General features: G+C 38.7%; 21 protein-coding genes. 8 read left to right on the top strand and 13 right to left on the bottom strand.

Annotation, left to right across the window (positions count from 1 at the left end; all coding sequences use genetic code 11):
* Positions 1-105 precede the first annotated feature (105 nt).
* Entirely contained in the window at positions 106-747 is a 642-nt protein-coding gene (locus ACNSN3_RS17370) for a LysE family translocator (protein WP_055012637.1), read from the top strand.
* Between the two features lie 22 nt (positions 748-769).
* On the opposite strand, the gene ACNSN3_RS17375 is transcribed toward ACNSN3_RS17370, so the two are convergent.
* Complete coding sequence (locus ACNSN3_RS17375; protein ID WP_418609141.1) at positions 770-1300, bottom strand: DUF6942 family protein; 531 nt, start codon at positions 1298-1300, stop codon at positions 770-772.
* A 1-nt stretch (position 1301) separates the two neighbouring features.
* On the bottom strand, positions 1302-1757 hold the full coding sequence (locus tag ACNSN3_RS17380; RefSeq protein WP_010388718.1) for a YaiI/YqxD family protein: 456 nt from the start codon (positions 1755-1757) through the stop codon (positions 1302-1304).
* A 68-nt stretch (positions 1758-1825) separates the two neighbouring features.
* On the opposite strand from ACNSN3_RS17380, the gene ACNSN3_RS17385 reads away from it, so the two are divergent.
* On the top strand, positions 1826-2359 hold the full coding sequence (locus ACNSN3_RS17385; RefSeq protein ID WP_418609144.1) for a lipocalin family protein: 534 nt from the start codon (positions 1826-1828) through the stop codon (positions 2357-2359).
* 221 nt (positions 2360-2580) lie between these two features.
* Here ACNSN3_RS17385 and ACNSN3_RS17390 read toward each other — a convergent pair whose 3' ends face one another.
* Genes ACNSN3_RS17390 through ACNSN3_RS17400 form a run of 3 tightly spaced genes read right to left on the bottom strand, consistent with a single transcriptional unit; the run spans position 2581 to position 4849 of the window.
* Complete coding sequence (locus ACNSN3_RS17390) at positions 2581-2922, bottom strand: DUF3325 domain-containing protein (protein ID WP_418609146.1); 342 nt, start codon at positions 2920-2922, stop codon at positions 2581-2583.
* Entirely contained in the window at positions 2919-4508 is a 1590-nt protein-coding gene (locus ACNSN3_RS17395; protein ID WP_418609147.1) for a PepSY-associated TM helix domain-containing protein, read from the bottom strand. Before ACNSN3_RS17395 ends, ACNSN3_RS17390 begins: the two co-directional genes overlap by 4 nt.
* Complete coding sequence (locus ACNSN3_RS17400) at positions 4505-4849, bottom strand: hypothetical protein (RefSeq protein ID WP_418609149.1); 345 nt, start codon at positions 4847-4849, stop codon at positions 4505-4507. The genes ACNSN3_RS17395 and ACNSN3_RS17400 overlap by 4 nt, the downstream gene beginning before the upstream one ends.
* 1012 nt (positions 4850-5861) lie before the next feature.
* Here ACNSN3_RS17400 and ACNSN3_RS17405 point away from each other — a divergent pair.
* The 3 genes from ACNSN3_RS17405 (at position 5862) to ACNSN3_RS17415 (ending at position 10494) form a co-directional block, all read left to right on the top strand.
* Positions 5862-6371: a hypothetical protein gene (locus tag ACNSN3_RS17405; protein ID WP_010388724.1), complete on the top strand. Its 510-nt coding sequence runs from the start codon at positions 5862-5864 to the stop codon at positions 6369-6371.
* 133 nt (positions 6372-6504) lie between these two features.
* On the top strand, positions 6505-7272 hold the full coding sequence (locus tag ACNSN3_RS17410; RefSeq protein ID WP_241773569.1) for a molecular chaperone: 768 nt from the start codon (positions 6505-6507) through the stop codon (positions 7270-7272).
* Between the two features lie 3 nt (positions 7273-7275).
* Positions 7276-10494: an SdrD B-like domain-containing protein gene (locus ACNSN3_RS17415; RefSeq protein ID WP_418609151.1), complete on the top strand. Its 3219-nt coding sequence runs from the start codon at positions 7276-7278 to the stop codon at positions 10492-10494.
* Here ACNSN3_RS17415 and ACNSN3_RS17420 read toward each other — a convergent pair.
* On the bottom strand, positions 10481-10810 hold the full coding sequence (locus ACNSN3_RS17420) for a hypothetical protein (RefSeq protein WP_418609153.1): 330 nt from the start codon (positions 10808-10810) through the stop codon (positions 10481-10483). The genes ACNSN3_RS17415 and ACNSN3_RS17420 overlap by 14 nt on opposite strands.
* A gap of 175 nt (positions 10811-10985) precedes the next feature.
* Between ACNSN3_RS17420 and arfB the strand changes: the two genes are divergently transcribed.
* On the top strand, positions 10986-11399 hold the full coding sequence (arfB, locus tag ACNSN3_RS17425) for an alternative ribosome rescue aminoacyl-tRNA hydrolase ArfB (protein WP_010388730.1): 414 nt from the start codon (positions 10986-10988) through the stop codon (positions 11397-11399).
* Between the two features lie 58 nt (positions 11400-11457).
* Here arfB and ACNSN3_RS17430 read toward each other — a convergent pair whose 3' ends face one another.
* The 6 genes from ACNSN3_RS17430 to ACNSN3_RS17455 all read right to left on the bottom strand — a co-directional run bounded on the left by ACNSN3_RS17430 (position 11458) and on the right by ACNSN3_RS17455 (position 16459).
* Positions 11458-12507 (bottom strand): DUF2955 domain-containing protein, encoded by a 1050-nt coding sequence (locus ACNSN3_RS17430; RefSeq protein WP_418609155.1) that lies wholly within the window; start codon positions 12505-12507, stop codon positions 11458-11460.
* Positions 12508-12518: 11 nt separating this feature from the next.
* Positions 12519-13583, bottom strand: a complete 1065-nt coding sequence (locus ACNSN3_RS17435) for an HlyD family secretion protein (RefSeq protein WP_109875029.1) — start codon at positions 13581-13583, stop codon at positions 12519-12521.
* Between the two features lie 2 nt (positions 13584-13585).
* The gene (locus ACNSN3_RS17440; protein WP_178957048.1) at positions 13586-14062 is read right to left on the bottom strand and encodes a MarR family winged helix-turn-helix transcriptional regulator; all 477 of its coding nucleotides are present in this window, start codon (positions 14060-14062) and stop codon (positions 13586-13588) included.
* Between the two features lie 90 nt (positions 14063-14152).
* Entirely contained in the window at positions 14153-14866 is a 714-nt protein-coding gene (locus tag ACNSN3_RS17445) for a type 1 glutamine amidotransferase (RefSeq protein WP_418609158.1), read from the bottom strand.
* 83 nt (positions 14867-14949) lie between these two features.
* Complete coding sequence (locus ACNSN3_RS17450; RefSeq protein WP_418609160.1) at positions 14950-15846, bottom strand: spermidine synthase; 897 nt, start codon at positions 15844-15846, stop codon at positions 14950-14952.
* Entirely contained in the window at positions 15833-16459 is a 627-nt protein-coding gene (locus ACNSN3_RS17455; RefSeq protein ID WP_418609162.1) for a fused MFS/spermidine synthase, read from the bottom strand. The genes ACNSN3_RS17450 and ACNSN3_RS17455 overlap by 14 nt, the downstream gene beginning before the upstream one ends.
* A 162-nt stretch (positions 16460-16621) precedes the next feature.
* On the opposite strand from ACNSN3_RS17455, the gene ACNSN3_RS17460 reads away from it, so the two are divergent.
* Complete coding sequence (locus ACNSN3_RS17460; RefSeq protein ID WP_418609164.1) at positions 16622-18697, top strand: TonB-dependent siderophore receptor; 2076 nt, start codon at positions 16622-16624, stop codon at positions 18695-18697.
* A 253-nt stretch (positions 18698-18950) separates the two neighbouring features.
* On the top strand, positions 18951-19559 hold the full coding sequence (locus ACNSN3_RS17465) for a hypothetical protein (protein ID WP_418609166.1): 609 nt from the start codon (positions 18951-18953) through the stop codon (positions 19557-19559).
* Positions 19560-19853: 294 nt separating this feature from the next.
* Here ACNSN3_RS17465 and ACNSN3_RS17470 read toward each other — a convergent pair whose 3' ends face one another.
* Entirely contained in the window at positions 19854-21935 is a 2082-nt protein-coding gene (locus ACNSN3_RS17470; protein ID WP_418609168.1) for a TonB-dependent hemoglobin/transferrin/lactoferrin family receptor, read from the bottom strand.
* Positions 21936-22065: the final 130 nt, after the last annotated feature.

A 22065-nucleotide genomic window follows, 5' to 3' on the forward strand; every position in this document is an offset into this window, starting at 1 on the left:
AGTTAATTATTTCCTAAAATGAACGCTTATATTAGTAAAATACAGTAACTTTTACTCATCAGAAAGAAATAAAATAGCTACTCACTTATTTTAGGTTATGGCGCTATGGATATTAATATTATTTTTTCTTTTTGGCTGGTATCAATTTTGTTTGTTCTCACCCCTGGTGCAGATTGGGCTTATACAATTAGTGCAGGAATAGCAGGCGATAAAATTGTTCCTGCGGTGTCAGGGTTAATACTTGGGCATTTAATGGCCAGTTTAATTGTGGTGGTAGGGTTAGGTGCGCTATTAGCATCACATGCTATTTTTATAAAGCTGTTAACCTTGTTCGGCGCTTTATACATAATTTGGATTGCTACATCACTGTACCGATTTCCTCCTATGCCTGCTGCCTATAACGATGGCCAACAACACACCTCAGACACCCCTCTAAAGTGGATGAGAAAGGGTTTTATTATTAGTGGTTTAAACCCTAAAGTAATGCTGTTATTTTTAGCCTTGTTACCACAGTTTGTGTTGCCAACTTTATCGTTTTCTATCACTGAACAATTGCTGGTACTGAGTGTAATTCATTTAGTAGGCTGTGCGTTGGTGTATTGGTTAATAGGGATAAGTGCCAGAAAAATCCTTAGTAACAATCCCGCATTGTCGCTTAAGTTTGGGCGTGCATCGGCATGTGTACTGTTTATTTTGGGCTCACTAATGCTAGTTGATAGCGCACAAAAACTAACTCACGTCGTGTAACAGTAGCAAAAAAGAAAGTGGCTTATCTTAGCTGAGCCACTAATTCACTCAAACGGGCAATTTTAATATTACTCAGCTGTCTATAATCAAAATAGGGGCACACAATAATATTCTGGCTTTTATCTATAGCAAACTCATCATCAAGCCAATCAAATTGGGCGTTTAATTTACCTTGTTGTATTAAGTTTTTAGCGTGAGTTCGCCCAGCAAGAATGTGCAACTGGTTTTTACTCTCAGTAAGCACCGGTGTGCTAAATAGTAATGCAGTCCCGCTATGCTGTTGTAACAACAGCTCATCTCGATATGCTTGCCAGCTTACTGCTTGTTTAGCAAATGAGTAATGCTCGCTTGGCAGCGCAAATAACACTTTGGCGTACACATTAAAGACTTTTCGCCAGCCATTGCCACAGTGCTGATTTATGCTATTTATTTGCCCACTAGCCACAGGCTCTAACTGCGCAAGTGCTTCAAAGTAAGGCATAGGTGGGGCTTTTGCTACATACACGCCAACTCTAAATGAATTATCACCTAACCCTATTAACTGGCTGCTCACCTTAACTACTCTTATTTTGCGCTAAAATACGATCAAGGTTGTTAGCAAAGTTTTGTCTGTCACTTTGGCTCAATGGAGGCGGCCCACCACTCATTTCTACGCCGCTTGAGCGCATAGTATCCATAAAATCACGTACATTTAGTAAAGAGCGAATGTTTTCAGGAGTGTAAAGCTCACCGCGCGGATTAAGCGCTTGGCCGCCGTTATCAATCACTTCGCTAGCTAGCGGGATATCTCCAGTGATCACTAAATCACCCTTTTCAATTCGTTTAACTATTTCATCATCAGCAACATCAAACCCTGATGACACTTGTAGTCGACTAATAAATTTTGACGGTGGAATGCGCATGGCATGATTTGCAACCAGTATAGTTTCTGTTTGCGTACGCTCTGCAGCTCTAAATAAGATTTCTTTTATTACCACCGGACAAGCGTCAGCATCAACCCAAATTTTCATGCTAAATTCTTTAAATTGCTTTAGTATTAGAGCGATCCTATAGCAATTTCTAAAGAAAAGGAAACAACATGAAGCTCGCTTTTAAAACCGCATTATTTATTACCGCCGTGTTTTTACTCAGTGCCTGTACCAGCGCACCGGAAGGAATAACCCCTGTTAAAAACTTTGATTTAGAAAAGTACCAAGGCAAGTGGTATGAGATAGCACGATTAGACCACTCTTTTGAACAAGGTATGGAGCAAGTAACAGCCACTTATTCAATTAACGATGATGGAACAGTAAAGGTATTAAACAAAGGATTTATTAGTGAAGAGCAGCGTTGGGACCAAGCTGAAGGCATAGCTAAATTTGTTGAAAATGCCGATACAGGGCATTTTAAAGTGTCATTTTTTGGCCCGTTTTATGGTGCCTATATTATTTTTGAACTTGACCAGCCTGATTATCAGTATGCCTTTATAACAAGCTATAGCAAAGATTACTTGTGGTTTTTATCACGCACACCAACAGTAAGCAAAGAGCTTAAGCAGCACTTTTTAAGCCAAGTAAAGGCGCTTGGTTTTGCAACTGACGAAATTATTTGGGTAAATCAAAAAGCGCTGTAAAGGGGGTTTACAAGTTGAATTGATAAATAGTCTAAGCTGTAATAAAACGATCACCTTACTGTAAGGTAAGTTAAATAAAGCAAGACTATAGTGACTGCATCTGCAAAGAAACAAGCAGGTGAAGACATAATGACAATCCCCCTTTTTAATTGGCAAGCCTGATGGCTTGCCATTTTTTTTACGCAATTTAGCCTGTTTTTTTGGGATCAGGTTTTTACTAACTAAAGCCCATTAAAACCAAAAAATAACGTACTCATGGCCAATATTACTAATATGAGTAAGTTAAAAAGTTTAGTTAACCTCACCAAAAAGCTATAAAAAGTCATTACAATTAAAGCACTTAACGTCATATAGCCACAAAACTGCAAACCACCATAACCTTGTAATTCGTTAACACATAACAGCAAACTTAGTAAAATACTGATCCAAGCAACACTCAATAAAACCAAACGCTGCTGTTGAGTGGGGCGCTTATTAAAAACATCCTTAAAATGATTAAACTTAGCCAGCGCAAAGCAGTTAAAAGCCACCAAACATAAACTAAAAGGAAGCAAGGTAATCATACTTTTTGCTCCTCAGTATTTATTGGAGTTGGTTTTTTAGCTTGCAGAGCAGTACGTAATTTTTCGGTTTGTAACAAAAACAGCAAACCAATTGCTAGAAAAAGGCTATCAAACATAAATAATGCCCACTGCTCGTTACGCAAGTAACTGATTATATTACCCTGTGTTGTTAGCGCATTAACAAGTGGCACACTAAAGCAAGCAATACTGTTTATGGCAGCCATCACACACCACTGCAACTTGTCACGCTTTACAAAGGCAATGATGAACACACATAGCCAAGTTAAAAAGAAAGCGAGTATTTCTTTATCCGCGCGCTCAGCAACCTGTTTACTGAGTAAACGATTAGCCAAAAAGAAAGCCGATGTAGCCAAGGGTAGTCCCATCAATGTTCCTAGATTTAACCCTTCAACTAGCTTTAGCCCCCAAGATGGCTGAGTATTTTTTTTCATTCTTTCGCGTAAGCGCTTAGCCCACATTATGCAGCCTGTCGCTATCATTATGCAGCCGGCAATGCCGCCTAAAAAATATAAAACACGTAATAATGGTTCTGCTAAACGCCCAGTATGCATTGAGTTTAATGATTCATATAGCGCCTTACTGCCAGTGAGTTCATCATCAGTTTGAGCAACAAGCTCACCACTCGCTCCGCTAAAAATTAAACGGGGTGATTGATCCCTTAATGTTTTCCCAGGGCTCACCAAAACCATAATAGTTGCAGCGGCTTTATTCGGGTTATTAATAATTACCCGAGTTATATCAGCCTCTGGCCACTTAGTATAAACCTGATCTAAAACAGTATTGATAGGCACTAAAGGTGCAGTACCTTGCAATGATTCTGTTACAGGACTACTTGGCGAAACATCATTGAAAAAACCACGTATTCCATTTTCATAAACGGTTTGCGCGGGGTAGGGAAATATCATGAATATCAGAGTAATAATGCCGGTATAGGTAATCATTAAATGAAACGGTAAGGCAAATACAGAACTTAAATTATGTACATCTAACCAGCTACGACTGCCTTTATTAGCTCTAAAAACAAACATATCTTTAAAAATTCGTTTATGAATTACTATCCCTGATATCAATGCAATAAGCATAAACAAGCTTGCAAAGCACACAATCCAACGCGCTGTTTTTACATCAATATAATGTAAATCAAAATGCAGGCGATAAAAGAAATTTCCCCCTCGGGTATCTGTAAAAGGAGCTAAAGGCTGCATATTATTTGGATCTAAACGGGTATTTTCAAAAGAGGCTCTGCGCTGCTCAGGCTCTTTTGGCTTAGCATAACCATACGTTAAATAGGGTACACGCTCTTCAGGAAGGGTTATACGCCAATTAGGGGCATTAGGTGCTTGGGTATTTAAATACTCAACGCCACTTATTATTTGTTGCTTTTGCGCGCCAATACGGTCTGCCTGCTGCTCAATATTATGAATACTTGGCTGATTCCATAAACTAACTTCATCTCTAAAAAAGCTGATGGTGCCTGCAAAAAATATTAAATACAGTAACCAACACACGAGTAAACCTACCCATGTATGTAACCAGGTCATTGAGCGAAAAAAACTCCCTTTCATAACCATCCCTTCATTAACGACAATATAAAAAATTGCACTGCAACACTTAGTAAAATACTGATCCAAACTGTTTTTAACGACTGAAGATAAAAACTATAAATAAACACCAGTGCATAAATTAAAATACTCGCAGACACACTTAAAAGAACCGCGTCAACTTTAGAGACCGGCACCACAACACTTAACAGCGACACACTGACGGCAGTAAAAAAATACCCGCCCACAATGGCAATAAAAAAACGCGATAAAACCGCTAATTCATAGTTAAAGCGCTGAATAAATTGCCATAACATAGAAAATACGGGTTTGGGAAAGTCTAAAAGACGGTTAGAGGCCTGCATATACTGCAAATTCCTTTTAAACATAGCTAAAAAAGATGGCGATATTATAACGCCAACAAATACAAAAGATAGTAATTCTTATTTGTATTTAAATGCAGTGATAAGCATTAAATTGAGTTAGTTAAATAGTGATCTGTAATTAGATTACAAATTAACTATAAAATAACCTGTATGAGTGATTGTTTGTTCTGAATGCGTTGTTGTTATCTACTAAATACATAAAGCCGCAGTAAATACACGTCAGTGTATGAAATTAAAAGTTAGCTAAAGCACTCTCATGAATCAGTTTTTACATGGCCTAACAAGAAAGTTTGATACAAGCAGCTAATAATTAAAGACCTTTTAAGCTTTAAATTTCCCTCAAATAACACTGGATCAGTATTTTACCAACAAGGGATAAAATACCACTGATATAAACCGATTTTTTACTAACTTATTACCGTAGAGGGCTAAAAAACCACCAAAAACGATGAAAAAACAGGCTTGGAAAATTAAATTTCATACTTTTAAACCGACGTGTTAGTAAAAATCTGATCTTTGATAATTGCGGTTTAATCCGTAATGATTTTAATTGAGCAAATAACAATAGAGATGCAATGCGTAAATTATGCTCAATAAATAAACATGTCGCATAGATGTTGCAGCCACTTTATTTTACTGCTTAAGCACAGGCCTCCAGCCATACAAAACTACAAAATGGTTCTGAAAGATTAAAAATAGTTTATAAACATCTATATAGATTCAAAATAAGTTAAGTCACTATGACTATGCCTTAAAATAACTCCCTCTAGCGTTAAAATATAATTTACATCGGCGCTATTTTTCTTGTTGCATTTTGCTGGTCAAAATTAATAACTTCATACTGCTTATCTCTTTTAAAAAGCCTTAACGTTAACAAAAGATTTCATTTTGATAACAATTGTGTTTAAATCCGAAACAATGGACTGAGATAACCCTCTAAACTAATTTGCACGGAAGTAAAAAAATAATAATTTTTAAAAATGGAAAAACTATGAATAAAAAAATCTTTGCTGCTTCCGCTTTACTAGCAATCTCATCAACTTCTTTACTTGCATCTAACCAAACATTTCAAGCAAGTGTAAACGGTTGGACTGAGCCTACTTTTGCAGAAGATAGCGCACTGCACTTTGGTAAAATTCGCTTATCTACAAGTTCAACATGTACGATGGATAATGCTGGCGTTGTATCGGGTGACTGTGATGCGTCAGATGCAAACATTCAATTAGGTGGAATTACTGTATCTGGTTTAGCGCCAAATTCAGCAATGAATATTACTGTATCTGGAAGCACAGGCACTAACTTAACTTTTGCTCCAGTAACAACGGCTACAGATGGAACAACCAGTGTAACAACTGCTGACAATGTTGCGTCTCCTTTCACTACTGATGCAAGTGCAACAGATATTACCGTTAATGTATATGGTGATATGACCGTTGATTCTACACTGACAGCGGGCGCTGCTTACACTGTAGATTACACTGTAGATGTGTCTTTCCAATAAGACTATGAAAGCTGAGGCAATAGTAATTTACTAATTTAGTCTCAGTTTATTTTTTTTGCGCAATTGCGCATTAAAAATAAAATGTGTGGAGCATCGCGCTCCACTTTTTATTATCATGTTGTTGAGTTGTCCCATGATGTTTAAACTTTTTTGTTGGGCTTCCCTTTGCCTAACTCTTTTACTACCTGAAATTTGTAGTGCCAACCTTGCGCTGTCTGAATACCGTTTATACTTCGATGGACGTACTAAAAATAATTCACTACTTATCCGCAATACCTCTAATAAAAATCTCGATTTTAAACTTGTTGTTACCCATAAAGATATGACCGAAGAAGGAGCGCTTATAGATGTTACTCCGCAACAAGTTGAAGGACGCTCTGCCAAAAACATGCTACGGTTTTCACCACGTCGCGGCACTATTGCCCCAAAAGGGATGCAAGCTATCAGAATGACCGTTCGCAAAAAAGCTGAGCTTGCTGTTGGCGAATACAGGGCGGTGCTTAAAATCATAGCCTCTGAATCACAAAACCCTGACGCTGATGGAATAAGTATTAGGCCTAAGGTTGCTTACAGCGTGCCTGTTATCGTTCGTCATGGCCAATTAGAGGCTGACTCAGAATTAATAAACCCGCAATTAATTACTCAAAATGGGCGCCCGACTCTAACATTTTGGCAAACACTCACAGGGAATCGCTCTGTGTATGGAAACTTTGAATTAGTTGATGAGAATAATGTAATGGTTGGTGAAATAGCCAATGTGGCCGTTTATACCCCTCTATCTCGTCGAAAGGTATACATCACTTTACAAGCCCCAGTAACTGGGCCTTTGACACTCAATTACAAAGAAAACGAGCTTTACGGCGGTAAAATCGAGTTAGCGATCCCTATTAATATCAAATAGAAAGTGCTAAACATAAGGGCATTAGGCTGTGGTTTAGCGGCTCGCTTATTACTTTGTACGTTACTGTTAATTGCACCTAAAGCAATCATCGCCAAGCAGTTACCGACTCTTTATCAATGGCCTATTGATGAGGAGGCTTTTGTGATTATAAATGTCAGGGTAAATGGGCGTTCAGTTGTCTCAGATTTAGAAGCCTACTATTCAAAATCAAATAAGTTGCTATTGCCCATAAGCGCCCTGAAATCGACTATGGGAATTAGCTTAAATGTGTCAAAAAATACACTGGTTGCTAAAGTTGACTCAAGTGAGCTGGTGCTTAATACTGAGCTTTCCTCAACTTTAGCTCCCTCAGAAAATGTTTCATTGTGGGCTGTCGATGACTACGACCACTATGTTGATTTATCTGTCATAAATACACTTTTAAATACCGACTCGCGCTTTGATTACTCACTGATGCAGGTTTCATTTTCTAGTAGCTTGCTTACTTATAATAACAGCCAAGTAACAAGTGGTATTACAAAACTAATTAAGTCCAAAGTACTGCAATACGATCACTTTATAGACGACCAATACCAAACGCTGACCTATCCGGTATCTGAATATTCGTTATCAGCAAGCTATAAATCATCTAATAATCGTTATAAGGGGCTGCTCAGGCTTAATAGCTACTTTGACTTATTTCATCATCGAGCTGAACTACGATTCAACAAAAACGAAAACACCGCTAATACCTTTTTAAAAGTAACTAAAGACTTTAATTTAAGTGAACAAGATCACTCACTGGCACGCATTCACTACCAATTGGGAGATATTCAATCTCAATCAGATCAGCTTATTACTAGCTCAAATCAAGGTCGGGGATTTTATATTTCAAATGCTAACCCACATTCGGCACAAAACTTTTCAACCATTACCATTGAAGAACCCGCATTACCGGGCTGGCAAGCGGAGCTGTATCGAAATGGTCAATTTATTGCCACTACTCAAGCTAACGACGAAAATTTGGTTCGATTTACCGATGTTGAAACGTTTTACGGCAACAATATTTTTGAAATTAAACTTTTTGGCTCACAAGGCGAGCAAATCACACGTACTCAAAAATATACAATAGGACAAGACGCTCTATCGCCCGGAAAAATAAGCTATCAGGTAGAGTTTTTAGAAACAGATAAAAGTGTTTTTAATCAATCTAATAACGCTTCAACAGCGATGAGTAATGCCTTTAAAAGCAATCTCTCATATGGCATTAGTGAATTTATCACTTATGACGCTCAAGTTACTCATTTGCAAACTGACCAAGATAACAGCAGCTACCTATCATCGGGGCTAAATACACTTACAGATCACGGCAGTTACCGTTTTCTAGCCACAAAACAACTCGATGCTGGCTATGCTTACTTTGCCGGTTTTAGAGGCCTACTTTCTGATACACTTTTTAACGACATCAGTGTTAATGTTGAATACAGTGCCCTTAATGACTTTTCTAGCGCTTTATTTGTAGCACAAGAGAACTCACTCAAAAATAGGCTGTTATTGAGCCTAAATGGCCGCACTGATTTCTTTAACTCCCTTAACTGGAATATGAGATGGAGCAATGAAGTACGTGAAAATACCAACACTAAAAACCGACTCTCATTAGGTATCAATAAAAGTTATATCGGAGGAACATGGTCAAGCCAACTATTTTATGATGACGATACGAATAACCTAATAAACCGGCTTTATTCTTCAATGGATATTGCCTCTTGGAAATGGACCAACACCTTAGATTGGCAGACTAATAATGGCGCAGAACTTACTCGTTTGAGAAGTAGTTTACGTTGGCCACAAACACAAAGCACCTTCAATCAAACCCAGCTGACATATCAGTCTAACTCTGCAGCAAATACGCTTTTAAGTCATCAGTATACATACCGCCATGAGATATTTAATATACAAGTATCAGGGCAAGTCGATAATCAAGGTGATTGGCGCTTTTCTTTAGGTTTAAATGGCACATTTAGTTTTGATCATTTAGAAGCAGACTTTAACTTTGACACTCCTCGCTCATTAAATTCAGGGCAAATAGAAGTTAGTTCGTTCATAGATTGGAATGAAAATGAAATCTTTGACCAAGGCGATGAGCCAATTCAAGACGTTAATTTTACTGGCAACTACCTATGGCGAGATAAATACACCAATAATGACGGAAAGGTCTTGCTGCCAAGCAGTTACGGTGGCCAAGTTTTAGATGTTAATTTACGCTCGTTGTCTAATCCTTACTTGCAGCCCTCTTTAGGGAAAATTAAAACATTGGCTCATAGAGGCGGGCAAACCAAAGTAAACATTCCTTTAGTTGTCTACAACGAGGTTGAGGGGACTATCTATCTATCGAGCAATGAAAAGAGTAAACCTATCGCAGGACTGACGGTTGTACTTAAAGAAAAGGGCGGCGAAAAACAATATTCAACGGTCACTGAATATGATGGTTATTATTATTTTTCTAATGTTTCTCAAGGAAGTTATATTCTTGAAATAGAAAAAAATGAGCAGCTATCAGAAAACGTAACCATAAAAAACCTTCCCGAGCAGATCATCACTGAAAAAAGCGGCGATACAATAATACTGCAAGACATCATTGTATACACAAATAACGCTAATACCTTAAATAAGCAACCAGCAACAGCAGCTAAAGCAAACCAAAACACGCCTTATTTTGTGCAATTAGGCGTATTCAAAAAGTTTCAATCGGCACTTATTGTAGCGAATAAAATTGATAAAGCAGCCTATGCTTTGCAGTTATATAAACATGAAAACCGTGATAGCTATTACCTCGTTGCAGGCCCATATAATAATGCAGCTAAAGCACAGCAAACCATTAATGATGTTTATTCAATACCGGCGCTTCATGGCAGCTTTATGGTTGATGCAAGGCGATATGCCTCACCACAGTGGCGAAAAATAGGGGAGTGGGGCGATATGCAAACCCAAAAAACTGAGACTTACTTTTGCCAGTACGTAGCATATACCTCTGAAAAATCAGTTAATAAAAAACTGCTAAGGGAAAATCCATCACTGTTCGTAGCAAAGCAAGCAATAAAAGGTGAAGCCCATTATTTGATGCTGTCAGGGCCGCATAATGCAAAGCAAACAGCGTGTGATAAGCAAGTGGTTAAACAAATAAAAGGGCTCACCACCGCGATAAAGAAACCTTGGCACAGCATTTTTGCTAGAAATCAGTAGTAAAGTACTGCACCTGTGTTTTGCCATCACTGTTTAAATGCGACTCACATTTTATTTCACAACGCGCTCCCGCGGATTCGGCAACCCAAATCGATTGCGCGCTCTTTTTAATATAACACGCAGAATACAGCGCATCTTCTTTTTGCGCAGCAACAACAAAACAGCGTTGAAAATTACCCAAAGGTAACACTTTAATTGGATAAACTTGTTCTTGTGCAATTACACCAGCACTAAACGTTTGAGATGATTTGGCATAAACAGCATACGAAATAGCGAGCATACATACCAAAAGCATTAAAATAGATATTTGTTTCATATAATTAAAGCGAATTAAAAAACAATATAGTAAGTGTAGAGTAAATTCTTTTTTATGTGTTTATTTAGCAATTATTAGATTGTAAATAGCAATGGCCGCCTATCTAATTAGTTGAATCACCACAAGTCAATGTACTGATGTTATAATACATTTTTTGCAAAAAGAACGGGGCACTATGTTAACTATTTCAAACAGCGTAACCATTGATGAATGGGAAGTAGAGCTAAGCGCTATTCGCTCGCAAGGCGCTGGCGGACAAAATGTTAATAAGGTAGCCAGTGCTATACACTTACGCTTTGATATAAACCGCTCTAAATTGCCCGAATTTTATAAAGAACGATTACTTGCTTTAAAAGATTCAAGGATCACCAAAGAAGGGGTATTGATAATTAAAGCCCAGAGCCACCGCACTCAAGAGCTCAACAGGGAAGATGCGCTTAAACGGCTAAAAGATCTAATTTTAAGCGCCACAAAGGTTAATAAGGCACGTCGTGCTACCAAACCTAGCCGTAACTCACAGCGTAAACGTATGGATAAAAAAACCAAACACGGCCAAACCAAAGCTCTCCGCGGTAATATTAAGCTGTAACTTAAGTAACCTGACTCTGGTTAAGCACATAAAAAAGGCTGCGAATGCAGCCTTTAATTTAATCATAAGTATGATGGCGGGTGACGCTAAATCGGTTTAGGATTCGATGCACTACATACACTGCGCTTAAGCTTACTGTTACTGCAACAGCCACCGAGCTAAATCGATACATGGCGCTGTATATTAAATCTTGCCCAGGGCCTAACGACTGACCAAATAAAATCCCAAAAGTGGTCAATACCCCAAACCCAACCCCCGGTGAACCACCACCTAAAATATGAAAACGACTGAATATAAAAGATAAAATCCATAATATAGCCACCGGAAAAAGTAAAACGTCGGTATGGTTATACAAAAACAATTGCGCAACTAAAGCAGCATTACAACCTATCAGTGTACCAATAATACGTTGCCAACTTGCGGTGCCCGCCGCTTTAAAACACAGCGAAAATAAAATTAAAATAGATGCCGCTTGCGCCGAAATTGAATCTTGCAAATCAAGCACCTGAAAAACCACAAACGACAAAGTCGCGACCGTGGCACATAACAACACCTCGTGACGAATACTTTCTTTATCCTTGTGCGGTACAGCGCGCATGGGTCGCGCTGTCACGTCAGGAAACAAGCCATGCATCAAGAGCGCAATAATAATAGTAATAAAAATAGCCACACCATTACTTAAAATAAGCGGGTAAATGCTACTAGCTTGATCAACATGACTGGCAAAATGTAACTGAATCGATAAACTCACCGCACCTAACGCACCAAATAAAAACGCACCACCAGAGCTCATTAAGTAAAATAACACGCAAAAACTAGCAAAAATAATGAGCGTCATTAACACCGGCAAGTGTGAAAATAAGCCCTGTAAAATAAGCACTATAAACGCACTGTAGGCAGCACTGGCAACAAATTGACGGATCACGCCTTTGTTAATACTTGGCACTAAACCGAGTAGTAACATAGGGTAAACCGTAAAAAATATTCCATTGGGCCAATTCATTAACTTGCACAAAGTAAAACCAATAGTGCAGCCGCCAGCAATCCGTAGCGCTTGGCGTAAACCATTTGAATCGAGTTGTGGCGCTTGGCTAACATGTTGTGTCATTACTCGCCCCACTAATAAATGTAATGTAACCAACTAATAAAGCGGATCTGTACTGATCCCAACCATTGACCTATAGCCGATTGTGGAAGTAACTGCACAGTGGCACGCGCACCACTGGGCATATTATTTATAAGCTGATTGTTATTTGGCAGCACTAAGTGAATACGCTGACGCTGCGCATCCCGAACCCAGCGATTGCTGGTTTCGGTGGTGCTAAGCAATCCATTCGCACTAAGTTGTCCGTCACTGACACCGGCCTCAAATATTTCAATTTTTGCGTCGAATACTTCACCAGGTCGGCTATCAAATACCACTTTTGCTAAACTGCCTGGCTGCATGTTTAATAGTGACTTTTCACGAAAATCGGCTACCAAATCTGCTTTTTTTGCTACAACCGCGAGTAATGGCTTACCCGCAACCGCATAGGAGCCCTCAAGTAACTGTAAATTAGCTACAACGCCATCACTTAAAGCACGCACTTGCGTATAAGATAAATTAAGCTCAGCTTGTGCTAACTGGTTTGCTGCATGGCGCAGTGCTAAGTTATCTTGCCCTGAATCGCCACGCGCTAAAACAGCTTCTGCTAACTGTGCTTCAAAGGCAGCTAAATTAGATTGGCTTGCTGCAAAATTTGCACGAATGCTTTCAAGCTCTTGCTCCGAAATAGAGTTTTGTTTGTAGAGTGTTTCGCCACGCTTTTTTAATAGCTGCTGCTCATGCAATTTAGCGTTAGCTGCACTTATTTGTGCCTCCAGCGCTTTTACGTTGGTATCAAGTCGTTTATTTTGCAGTTTGGCATCATCAAGCGCGAGCTGCGCTTGCTCAAGTGCTAGTTGGTAAGTATTTTTGTCTATTTCAAATAATACATCACCCGCTTTAACCGTTTGGTTATTACTAACCAATACATCGGTAACACGGCCGTTTATTTGCGGCGATATTTGCACAACCGGATGGTAAACCCGTGCTTGTGGCGTAACCGGTAGCCATACATCGGCAACAATATAATAGAAAAATACAACAATAAAACCAACGAGCGATACTTTAACGTAGCGAGCAAATTTTTGATCGGGTGTCATACTTATTTATCTCCAGATAAGCTTACAATACAACGCCGCGCGTTTTCTTCCATTTGCACTAAACTATGCGCCATACCATCAAGCTGCTCCGTGCTTAAACCTGCATATAAACGCTGTTTAATATCGCTTGTTAACTCTTTTAAGTGTTCTAATAACTTTATACCCTCATCGGTAAAGTACAATTTTTTACTGCGTTTATCGTGTTCATCAACTTGTCGAATAACTAGATTTTGCAGCTCTAATTGCTTAATGGTGCGCGTTAATGAGGGCATTTCAATACCTAAGCTAGTCGCCAGCGCTTGCTGCGTAGCCCCTAAAGGTAAATGATGTAAGTGGATCATTGCCGTCCAACGCGACTGAGTTAAACCTAGCGGCTCAACCGCTAATGTTACCGCTTCTCGACATAAGCGGTGCACTCGACCCATATTGCCGCATAAAGTTAAATCGAGTGTTTCATGAAAAGGAATATTGCTACTCATAGGAACTCTTACTTGTGAATATCAGCAAATTTTAGCATTAGTTAGCAGGCTAAGTAAATAATTGGCATTTTAACTTCATGTAAATAAGTATTATTTAGATAAATAGTGTACGGCAAGCTTATCTAAGAAAGTATAAAGCTTATTGTTCATCTCATCATAATCGTGACTTAAGAGCTTTTCGGGTTGTTCAACAAAGCGGTAATTATGGGCATTGGTTAAATCGTCGTTGGCAATGAGGAGGGTAACCACCTCGGTGGTCAATTCCATGTGGCATTGAAAACCAAATACTAAATCGCTATAAGCGACTATTTGCCTTGGACAACCTTCGCTATAGGCAATAATACTGGCCGTAGCAGTCAGCCCAGGCATATCGTTATGCCAATGCCCCACATTAAGCTCACTGCCAAAATGGCTAAATAACGGATGATTCAAGCCTGCATCGGTGAGGGTAATAGCAAACTTACCAATTTCCTTTTCTGGACTAGGTTGATAAGTCGCGCCTAAAGCTTCACCAATTAATTGCGACCCCAAACAAACGCCCAACACTACTTTGTTTGCCGTGATCGCACTGGCAATAAAGGCTTGTTCTTTTTTGCTATCAAAATAAGGGCATTCTGCAAGCGATGTAGCGGGCGATTGTGGCCCACCCATTACGATTAAAAAATCGATATCATCGGTATGCTGAGGTAAGGGTTCAGCTAAATAAATACGGGTATAAGACAGCGTGTGGCCATTCATTTTAGCCCAAGCTTCATAAGCGCCTGGCGCTTCAAAATGTTCATGAATAATAAAGTGAATGTACATTGCCGTTTCCTTAAAATATTATCTTTTTAATAATACCCTAAAGTAATGGTCACCGGATATAAGTGACCATGTGATATCAGCCGCTAAAAGTTAAGTAAATTAGCTGGAGAGTATTGATCAGTCAGCACCTTAGTATCACTTGGCCAGTCCTTTCCATCTTTAGTGAAAAACATACGCTGGCTAATTGCCTCTATATCGACATCATAAGGGGCAAGTAGTGGAGCTAGTTGCTTAACCCGCTGTGCTATTTGTTGCTCTGTAGGGGTTTTGTTATAACCGGCTAAAATAATACGGTTACTATTATTATTGGCTGTTACATTAATAAAATCGCCAAATACCGCATGATAAGTTGCCGATTCATGTTCATAAAGTTTACTTGATGAAAACGTGTTAGCAGCAACAATTCCGCCTTCAGCTAATACGCTTTTTATTTCTTCAAAAAACTCTTTTGTGAGTAGGTGCTCAGGAATGTAATCGCCATTAAACGCATCTAAAATAATCCAATCAAATTGCTGACTTTTAAGCGCCGAACGTTTAATAAAAATACGCCCATCTTGTACTTTAGTAGTTACGTTATCGGTTTCTATAAAGTTAAAATAATCGCGCGCCACTTTAATTACCGAAGGATCTATTTCAACATTTTCAATGTGTGCCTTTGGGTATAGCTCATGAATCATATTAGAAAGCGTACCGCCACCTAAACCAATAATGAGCACATTTTTAGGGTTATCAATCAGTAATAAACTAGAAAAAGCCAGCTTAGTATAATTAAATACCAGTTTTTTAGGGTCGCTAATGTACATGCAACTTTGGCTGCTTTGTCGGGTTTTTTCATCAAACTTTAAACAGCGTAAATCGCCAGTTTCTTCAACGAGTAAATTTCGATATAAAGAGCGCTCTTTATGCACAACATTACTCATACTGTGAGCTGAAAATAGCAGCGCCATTATACTAATAAACAATAATTTAAGCTTGTGCATAAAAGGCCTCTCGCACTTTAAGTTTATCAAAGCTAATAGCAATTAGCCCAAGCGTGCCTAACACACCAGCAAAACCTAAAATAATGGTGTTAACATCAAACGCCAGTACCATATAAAAAGAGGTAATAATGGTGCCCAGCGCACTGCCTAAGGTACTTACAAAATAAAGGCCGCCAGCCACTTGGCCGCTGCGCTCACTATTGGTAACCAGCAAACGTACAGAGTAGGGCGAGATCATGCCTAAAATAATGGTGGGTATAAAAAATAACGCGGTTGAGGCGAGTAACGAGCCGTAGCGGCTGTCTTCAATATGCGAAAAAATAAATGCCATAATTGGCTCAGCAAACAAAGCAATGGGCACCACCATAATACTGGCAACTAAAAAGATTAACCCATATTTGGTCAACGAAGGATGACGAATAGACAGCTTCCCTCCCAGTAAATACCCGAATGATAAGCTAAGCATAAATACCGTAATAATACTGCCCCAGATATGTACGCTACTGCCAAAGTAAGGCGCTAAAATGCGCCCACCTAACAGCTCTATTCCCATAATACTAAAGCCACTGCTAAAGGCTAAAAAGTAAATTAATGCATTTGTTTTTGTTAACATTATATTATTCTTATTGTGTTATTTTCATCCATATTAACGTGATAGCTGTATAGCCGCTAGTATAAAAATTAGACGCACACATAGAGCGCAAAAAAACATTTTGTTATAAAGTAACACATGTTATAGTTTTGGTTATAATATAACGTTACCAAAAAGCATTTTATGAAGTACTCATTAATTTACTTAGCCTGCTTAAGTGCAAGCGCACAAAGCATTGCCCAAAGCCAACCAATAGAGAAAATTGCGGTTACATATAAACAAGCTTACCGAGGCGATATTCCTCAAAAGCAAATGCCACAATCAATCGAAACCCTCGATAACGCGGTACTTGATCAAAAAGGAATAACTCAATTACAAGATGCGCTGGATTTTTCTGCCAGTATTTCACGTAAAAATAACAGTGGCGCATTATGGGATAGCTTTTCGATTCGTGGATTATCGGGTAACGAAAACATGCCATCGGGTTACTTAATTAATGGTTTTAGCGGTGGACGTGGATTCAGCGGCCCTCGTGATGTATCAAACATTGAGTACATTGAAGTATTAAAAGGCCCAGGTTCTGCACTATACGGGCGCTCAGAGCCCGGCGGTACAGTAAATATCGTAACCAAAAAACCTCAATTTGAGCAACAGGGTGAGCTAAAGCTTAGCTTAGGTAGTGATAACTTTAATCGCGTTGAAGGCGACTATACAAACGGCATTAACGATAATACAGCATTTAGAATAAATGGCGCATGGCAAGATAGCGATAGCTACCGCGATGAGGTGTACACCCATAAAAAGGTGGTTACGCCATCTATTTATCATCAAATAAACGCTTCAACCAGTATCACTTATGAATTTGAATACGTTGATTTAGCCCAGCTATTTGACCGTGGTGTTGTTGTACTTAATGATAATTTTAATACTGTTCCTAGCTCACGCTATTTAGGCAATCCAAACGATGGTGACACGCAAGTATATTCTCGTGGTCACCAAGTAACTTTAAATCACGATATAAACAATGAATGGTCACTCGTTGTAGGCGCAAACTACCGTAGCTCTACACTAACTGGGTTTTCGTCTGATGCTGAACTTGCACCCTCGCGCCAATCATTATTCGATGATGGCCACACACTTACCCGCCAACAGCGCTACCGCGATTATGAAGTTGATGATACCAGCCTTAAATTTGAGCTAAGTGGGCATTTTGATACCGCAGGCATTACCCATCACTTATTAATAGGAGCCGACGCATACAAATACGACTTACGCACTGGACTTTATCGTTATCGCGGCGGTAATGGCACTTACACAGTTGATATTTATCAGCCGAATTATAACGTTGCTCGTCCTGAAGTAGGTTTACTCTACGAAAACAACGAACAACAAGATGCTTATGGTATATACGTTCAAGATCAAATGGATCTGACTGATAAAATTAAACTATTAGTTGGCCTTAGATTCGATAGCGTAGATCAAGACATTTTAGAAACCAAAAGTGGTGTGCTTTCAAGCAGTTCACAAAGCCAGGTAAGTCCACGAGTAGGCTTAGTATATGAACTAAACAACGCTGTAACCTTATACAGCAGCTACTCCGAAGGCTTTTTACCATTAAGTGGCACAGATGCAAATGGCGACCCATTTGGCTTTGAATACAGTGACTCATTTGAAGTAGGCGCTAAATTTAGCTACCAAGGCATAACGGGAACCCTAGCATTATTTGATGCCACTAAAAGTAATATGTTAGTAGCCGATCCTGTAAACGTTGGTTTTTCAGCGCCTATTGGTAAAGCAAATAGTAAAGGTGTTGAACTTGATTTAAGTACTTATATTACTGATGATACAAAGTTTAATTTATCTTACGCTTATATAGATGCCAGTACGGCAAACGACATAATAAATGCTGATTGGGGCGTGCCAATCAAAAAAGGCAGCCCATTAGTCAATGTGCCTAAAAATAACTTAAATCTAACGCTTAGCCATCAAATGGCCGTTCTTGGCAAAGAGCTAGAGCTAGGTGCCAGTTATCAGTACACCAGTGAGCGCTTAGGCGATGCCGCCGATTTAACATTTAACTTACCGAGCTATCAACTAGTTGGTATTTTTGGGCAGGTAAACTTAACCGAGCGCACCAAGTTAAATATCAGTGTTAACAATATTCTTGATGAAGAATATGCTCAAAGTAGCTACAACGCATTATGGGTTTACCCCGGTGCGCCTACTCAATTTAAGATGTCATTGGCATATCAATTCTAACAATTTCATAGTCCCGATTAGCTATTTTAACCCGACTTTTGTTATTTAGCTTTTCATCCAAAGCGTCTTAATGTAGTGGTTAAGGCGCTTTTTTTTGGATAATAAATAGCCGCTTACCATCTTTAAAGATACTTTTACTCTTTTAGGTAGCTATCTTGTTTATAACATTTTAGGTACGCTGCATTTTAAATTATGTTATAAATATCACACTAAAAAAACAGCGACTCCGGTTAGATTTAAAGGACAAAAATCAATGGATACAAGCAGCAATAATATCTCGTTAATTATTTTTCTTATTACGGCATGTTTATTGTTACCCTTTCTGGAGAGTATGCATGGTGGAACGCTTTGGGGTTTAAATTGGCACTCTCCACGGCTTATGGATACATTAAGCCATAATCTACTTTATATAAAATTGGTGTTGGTAATTACAGGTTTAATATTACTGCTCGCCAAATCTGAAAAAATTAAAAGCATAATTAAAAATAAAATCGCTAAGTGGTTGTTCTTTATCATTCTTACATTAGTCGGTGTAATACAAATTCCTTTTTTGTGTTTAGGGATTTTATTCAATGGTTCTTCATTATCAACCCCTGATTATATTCACAAACAAAGCACGTTTACTGATCGTACTATTTATATTAACACCGCAGACCCTGGCGCGATGGGGAAAGCCTACCATTATGCGTATTTAAATTGCCCGCTAGCATTTGGCCGTTATGAGCTAAAGCAAATTGCGAAACTCAATTGGATGCGCGAATACACTTTTTACATTGAAAAGAATAACCTAATAGTAATTAATAAAGATCCTGCTGGTTTAACGCATACTTTCGATATGAGTGACGTAACCTGTTCGAGCTGATATCTCCTTTTTATAATTAGCTTAGGTTTCTCGTGTTGAATACGCATGCCATAAGTGCCTTTAGTAAACCAATATTGATTTAAGCGCACTCTTTAGAAAATGTATGCATAGTGTTATTGAAAGATATGAGCAGTACAAAGATCACGGGGGGCGTAAACCCCCTTTACACTATGGCGCAATACGCAGAGTTTTCTAGTGCTTTTTATACCAATCAGCTTAGACATAGAAAAATTCAATCCGTTAAATTATTCAGATATTTATGCCGATTGGTATATATACAACTTTTAATATTAATTAAAACTGATAGCTTATCCGAGCCGAAACATTACGTCCTGGTTGGCTATATTGGCTAAAATCAGTACCTTTGGATTGACCAGCAATAAGTTCAAACGGTACGTACTCTTTATCGAGTAGATTAAGTAAACCTACATTCATTTGCCATGCTTGCCACTGATAATTTGCATATAAATCAACAACACCATAACCGTTACCTTGTGTTGTTTTATTACCATTAGTATCAAGTACTACATCAGACTGCGCCTTAGCTAAACGCCAAGCAGCGGTCCAATTAACATTGCCAAACTCAGTGCTTACCAATATAGAACCATTTAACGGGCTAATACTAGTAAGTGGCTGATCAGAGTCTTTGTTTTCACCATCTACGTAAGCAACATTGGCTTCTAATAAAATATCGTCGGTGACATACATAGCAATACCAGCTTCTACACCGCTGATCTGGGTTTCGCTAATATTTTGGTATTGGTAAAATGTTTTATTTACATTAGGAATATAAGTTGGCTCAACACCCGCAATGGTTGTTTCGATAAAGTCATCATAGGCAGCATAAAAAGTACTTAGATTTACACTAATATCGCTACTTGCGTATCTTAATCCGATCTCGAATGAGTCACTGCTTTCAGGGTCTAAATCTGCGTTTGGTAATATTTGATAAAATGGCTCAACACCATGGCTTTGATAGGCTTGGTCGTGTGGCGGTATTTTAAAGCCTCGAACATATTGCCCATACCAAGATAAATTATCGTCTACCTGATAAATCACACCCAGCTTTGGTGAAAACGCAGACTCGGTAATATCATCAAGCTCGGCGTCAGCGTATAACGCATCTTTTTTGGCTTCAAGTGCATAATAATCGTAACGAATACCCGCAACTAACGACCAATCAGTCTCGTTAAATTTAATACTGTCTTGCATATATACACCAACTAAAGAAGTATCGGCGCCGGGAAATGCTTTTTGTTTTTCATTCGTAAAATCAACAGTACCATCATTTAATACACGGGTTTTTAAGCGTGGTCGAGTAGTATCATATAAATCAATATCTACTCCATAGACAAATTCATGCTCGGTATTTTCTCCTTTAACTTCCTTACTAAATACCGCTTTTAAGCCTAAAATATCTTGCTCAAACCCGTAGTCATTATAATCGATGTAATTTCTAGCTGCGCTTATTTGGTCACTTTGTTGCTCGTATCGACTATAAGATAGTTGCCCATACCATTTATCAAATATAGCTGTTGCCATATCTGAATCATAATCGAGTGCAAATGAGATATTTGTGTCTTCGTCTTCGGTTTCTTGAATGGATGGAGTGATTACTTGCTCTGTCGTTTGATTAAAGTAATCTAAGGTATACTTAAGGGTGCGTTTTTCATCAAGTTTTTGCTCAACTTTAAGCAGCAAAGCGTCCGAGCGGGCATCGTAACCTGGTAAATCTTCAGCGTAGTTTTGTACTTCTTCACTATCGCGATGGCTATAAACAGCGCTAATAGCAACGTCACCTAAATCTTTTGCTGCTGTAATATCAGCAGCAACCTGATTACTTTGGCCTTGGTAGCCTAACGCTACTTTTACCAAGCTTTGTTGATCCACTAAATAATCACTCGGGTCTTTAGTTGTTATTACTACAATTCCCCCTAGTGCATCAGAACCATATAGCGATGATGCCGCCCCTTTTGCAACTTCAACTTGTTTAACACCTGCAACATCAAAGTAGTTTCGACCCACTAAATAACCGCCGCCGCCAGCGTAGCCATCGTTTGTGCGTCTTCCATCTTTAATAAAAACAACTCTGTTGCCACCAACACCTCGTACAGTTAGTGTTTGCGCGCCTGCGCCACTGCCAGTACTTGAGATACTTGGATCGTATTTAAACATAGTTTGTAAATCTACAGCGAGCTGACGCTCAATATCTTGTTCGGTAATAACCGTTACTGAGCCAGTCACATCTTCAAGCTTTTGTTCAAAACGAGAGCCACTAACCACAATATGATCGTCAATAACATTTTCGGCCAGTGCGCTACCAGAGCTAATTAACAAAGAGGCTAATGCTGTAAATTTAAAAGAAAAGGGATTCATCTCCACTCCAAATGATAATAGTTATTATTTACTTTTAAATGGTACAACTAACCCAAAATAAGATCAATTGATTATGATAATCATTTTCATTTAGATTAAAGTAGTTATAATACTAAAAAATAAAATCGGA

This window comes from Pseudoalteromonas sp. US3C1004, assembly GCF_048401065.1.
GTDB lineage: Bacteria > Pseudomonadota > Gammaproteobacteria > Enterobacterales > Alteromonadaceae > Pseudoalteromonas > Pseudoalteromonas undina.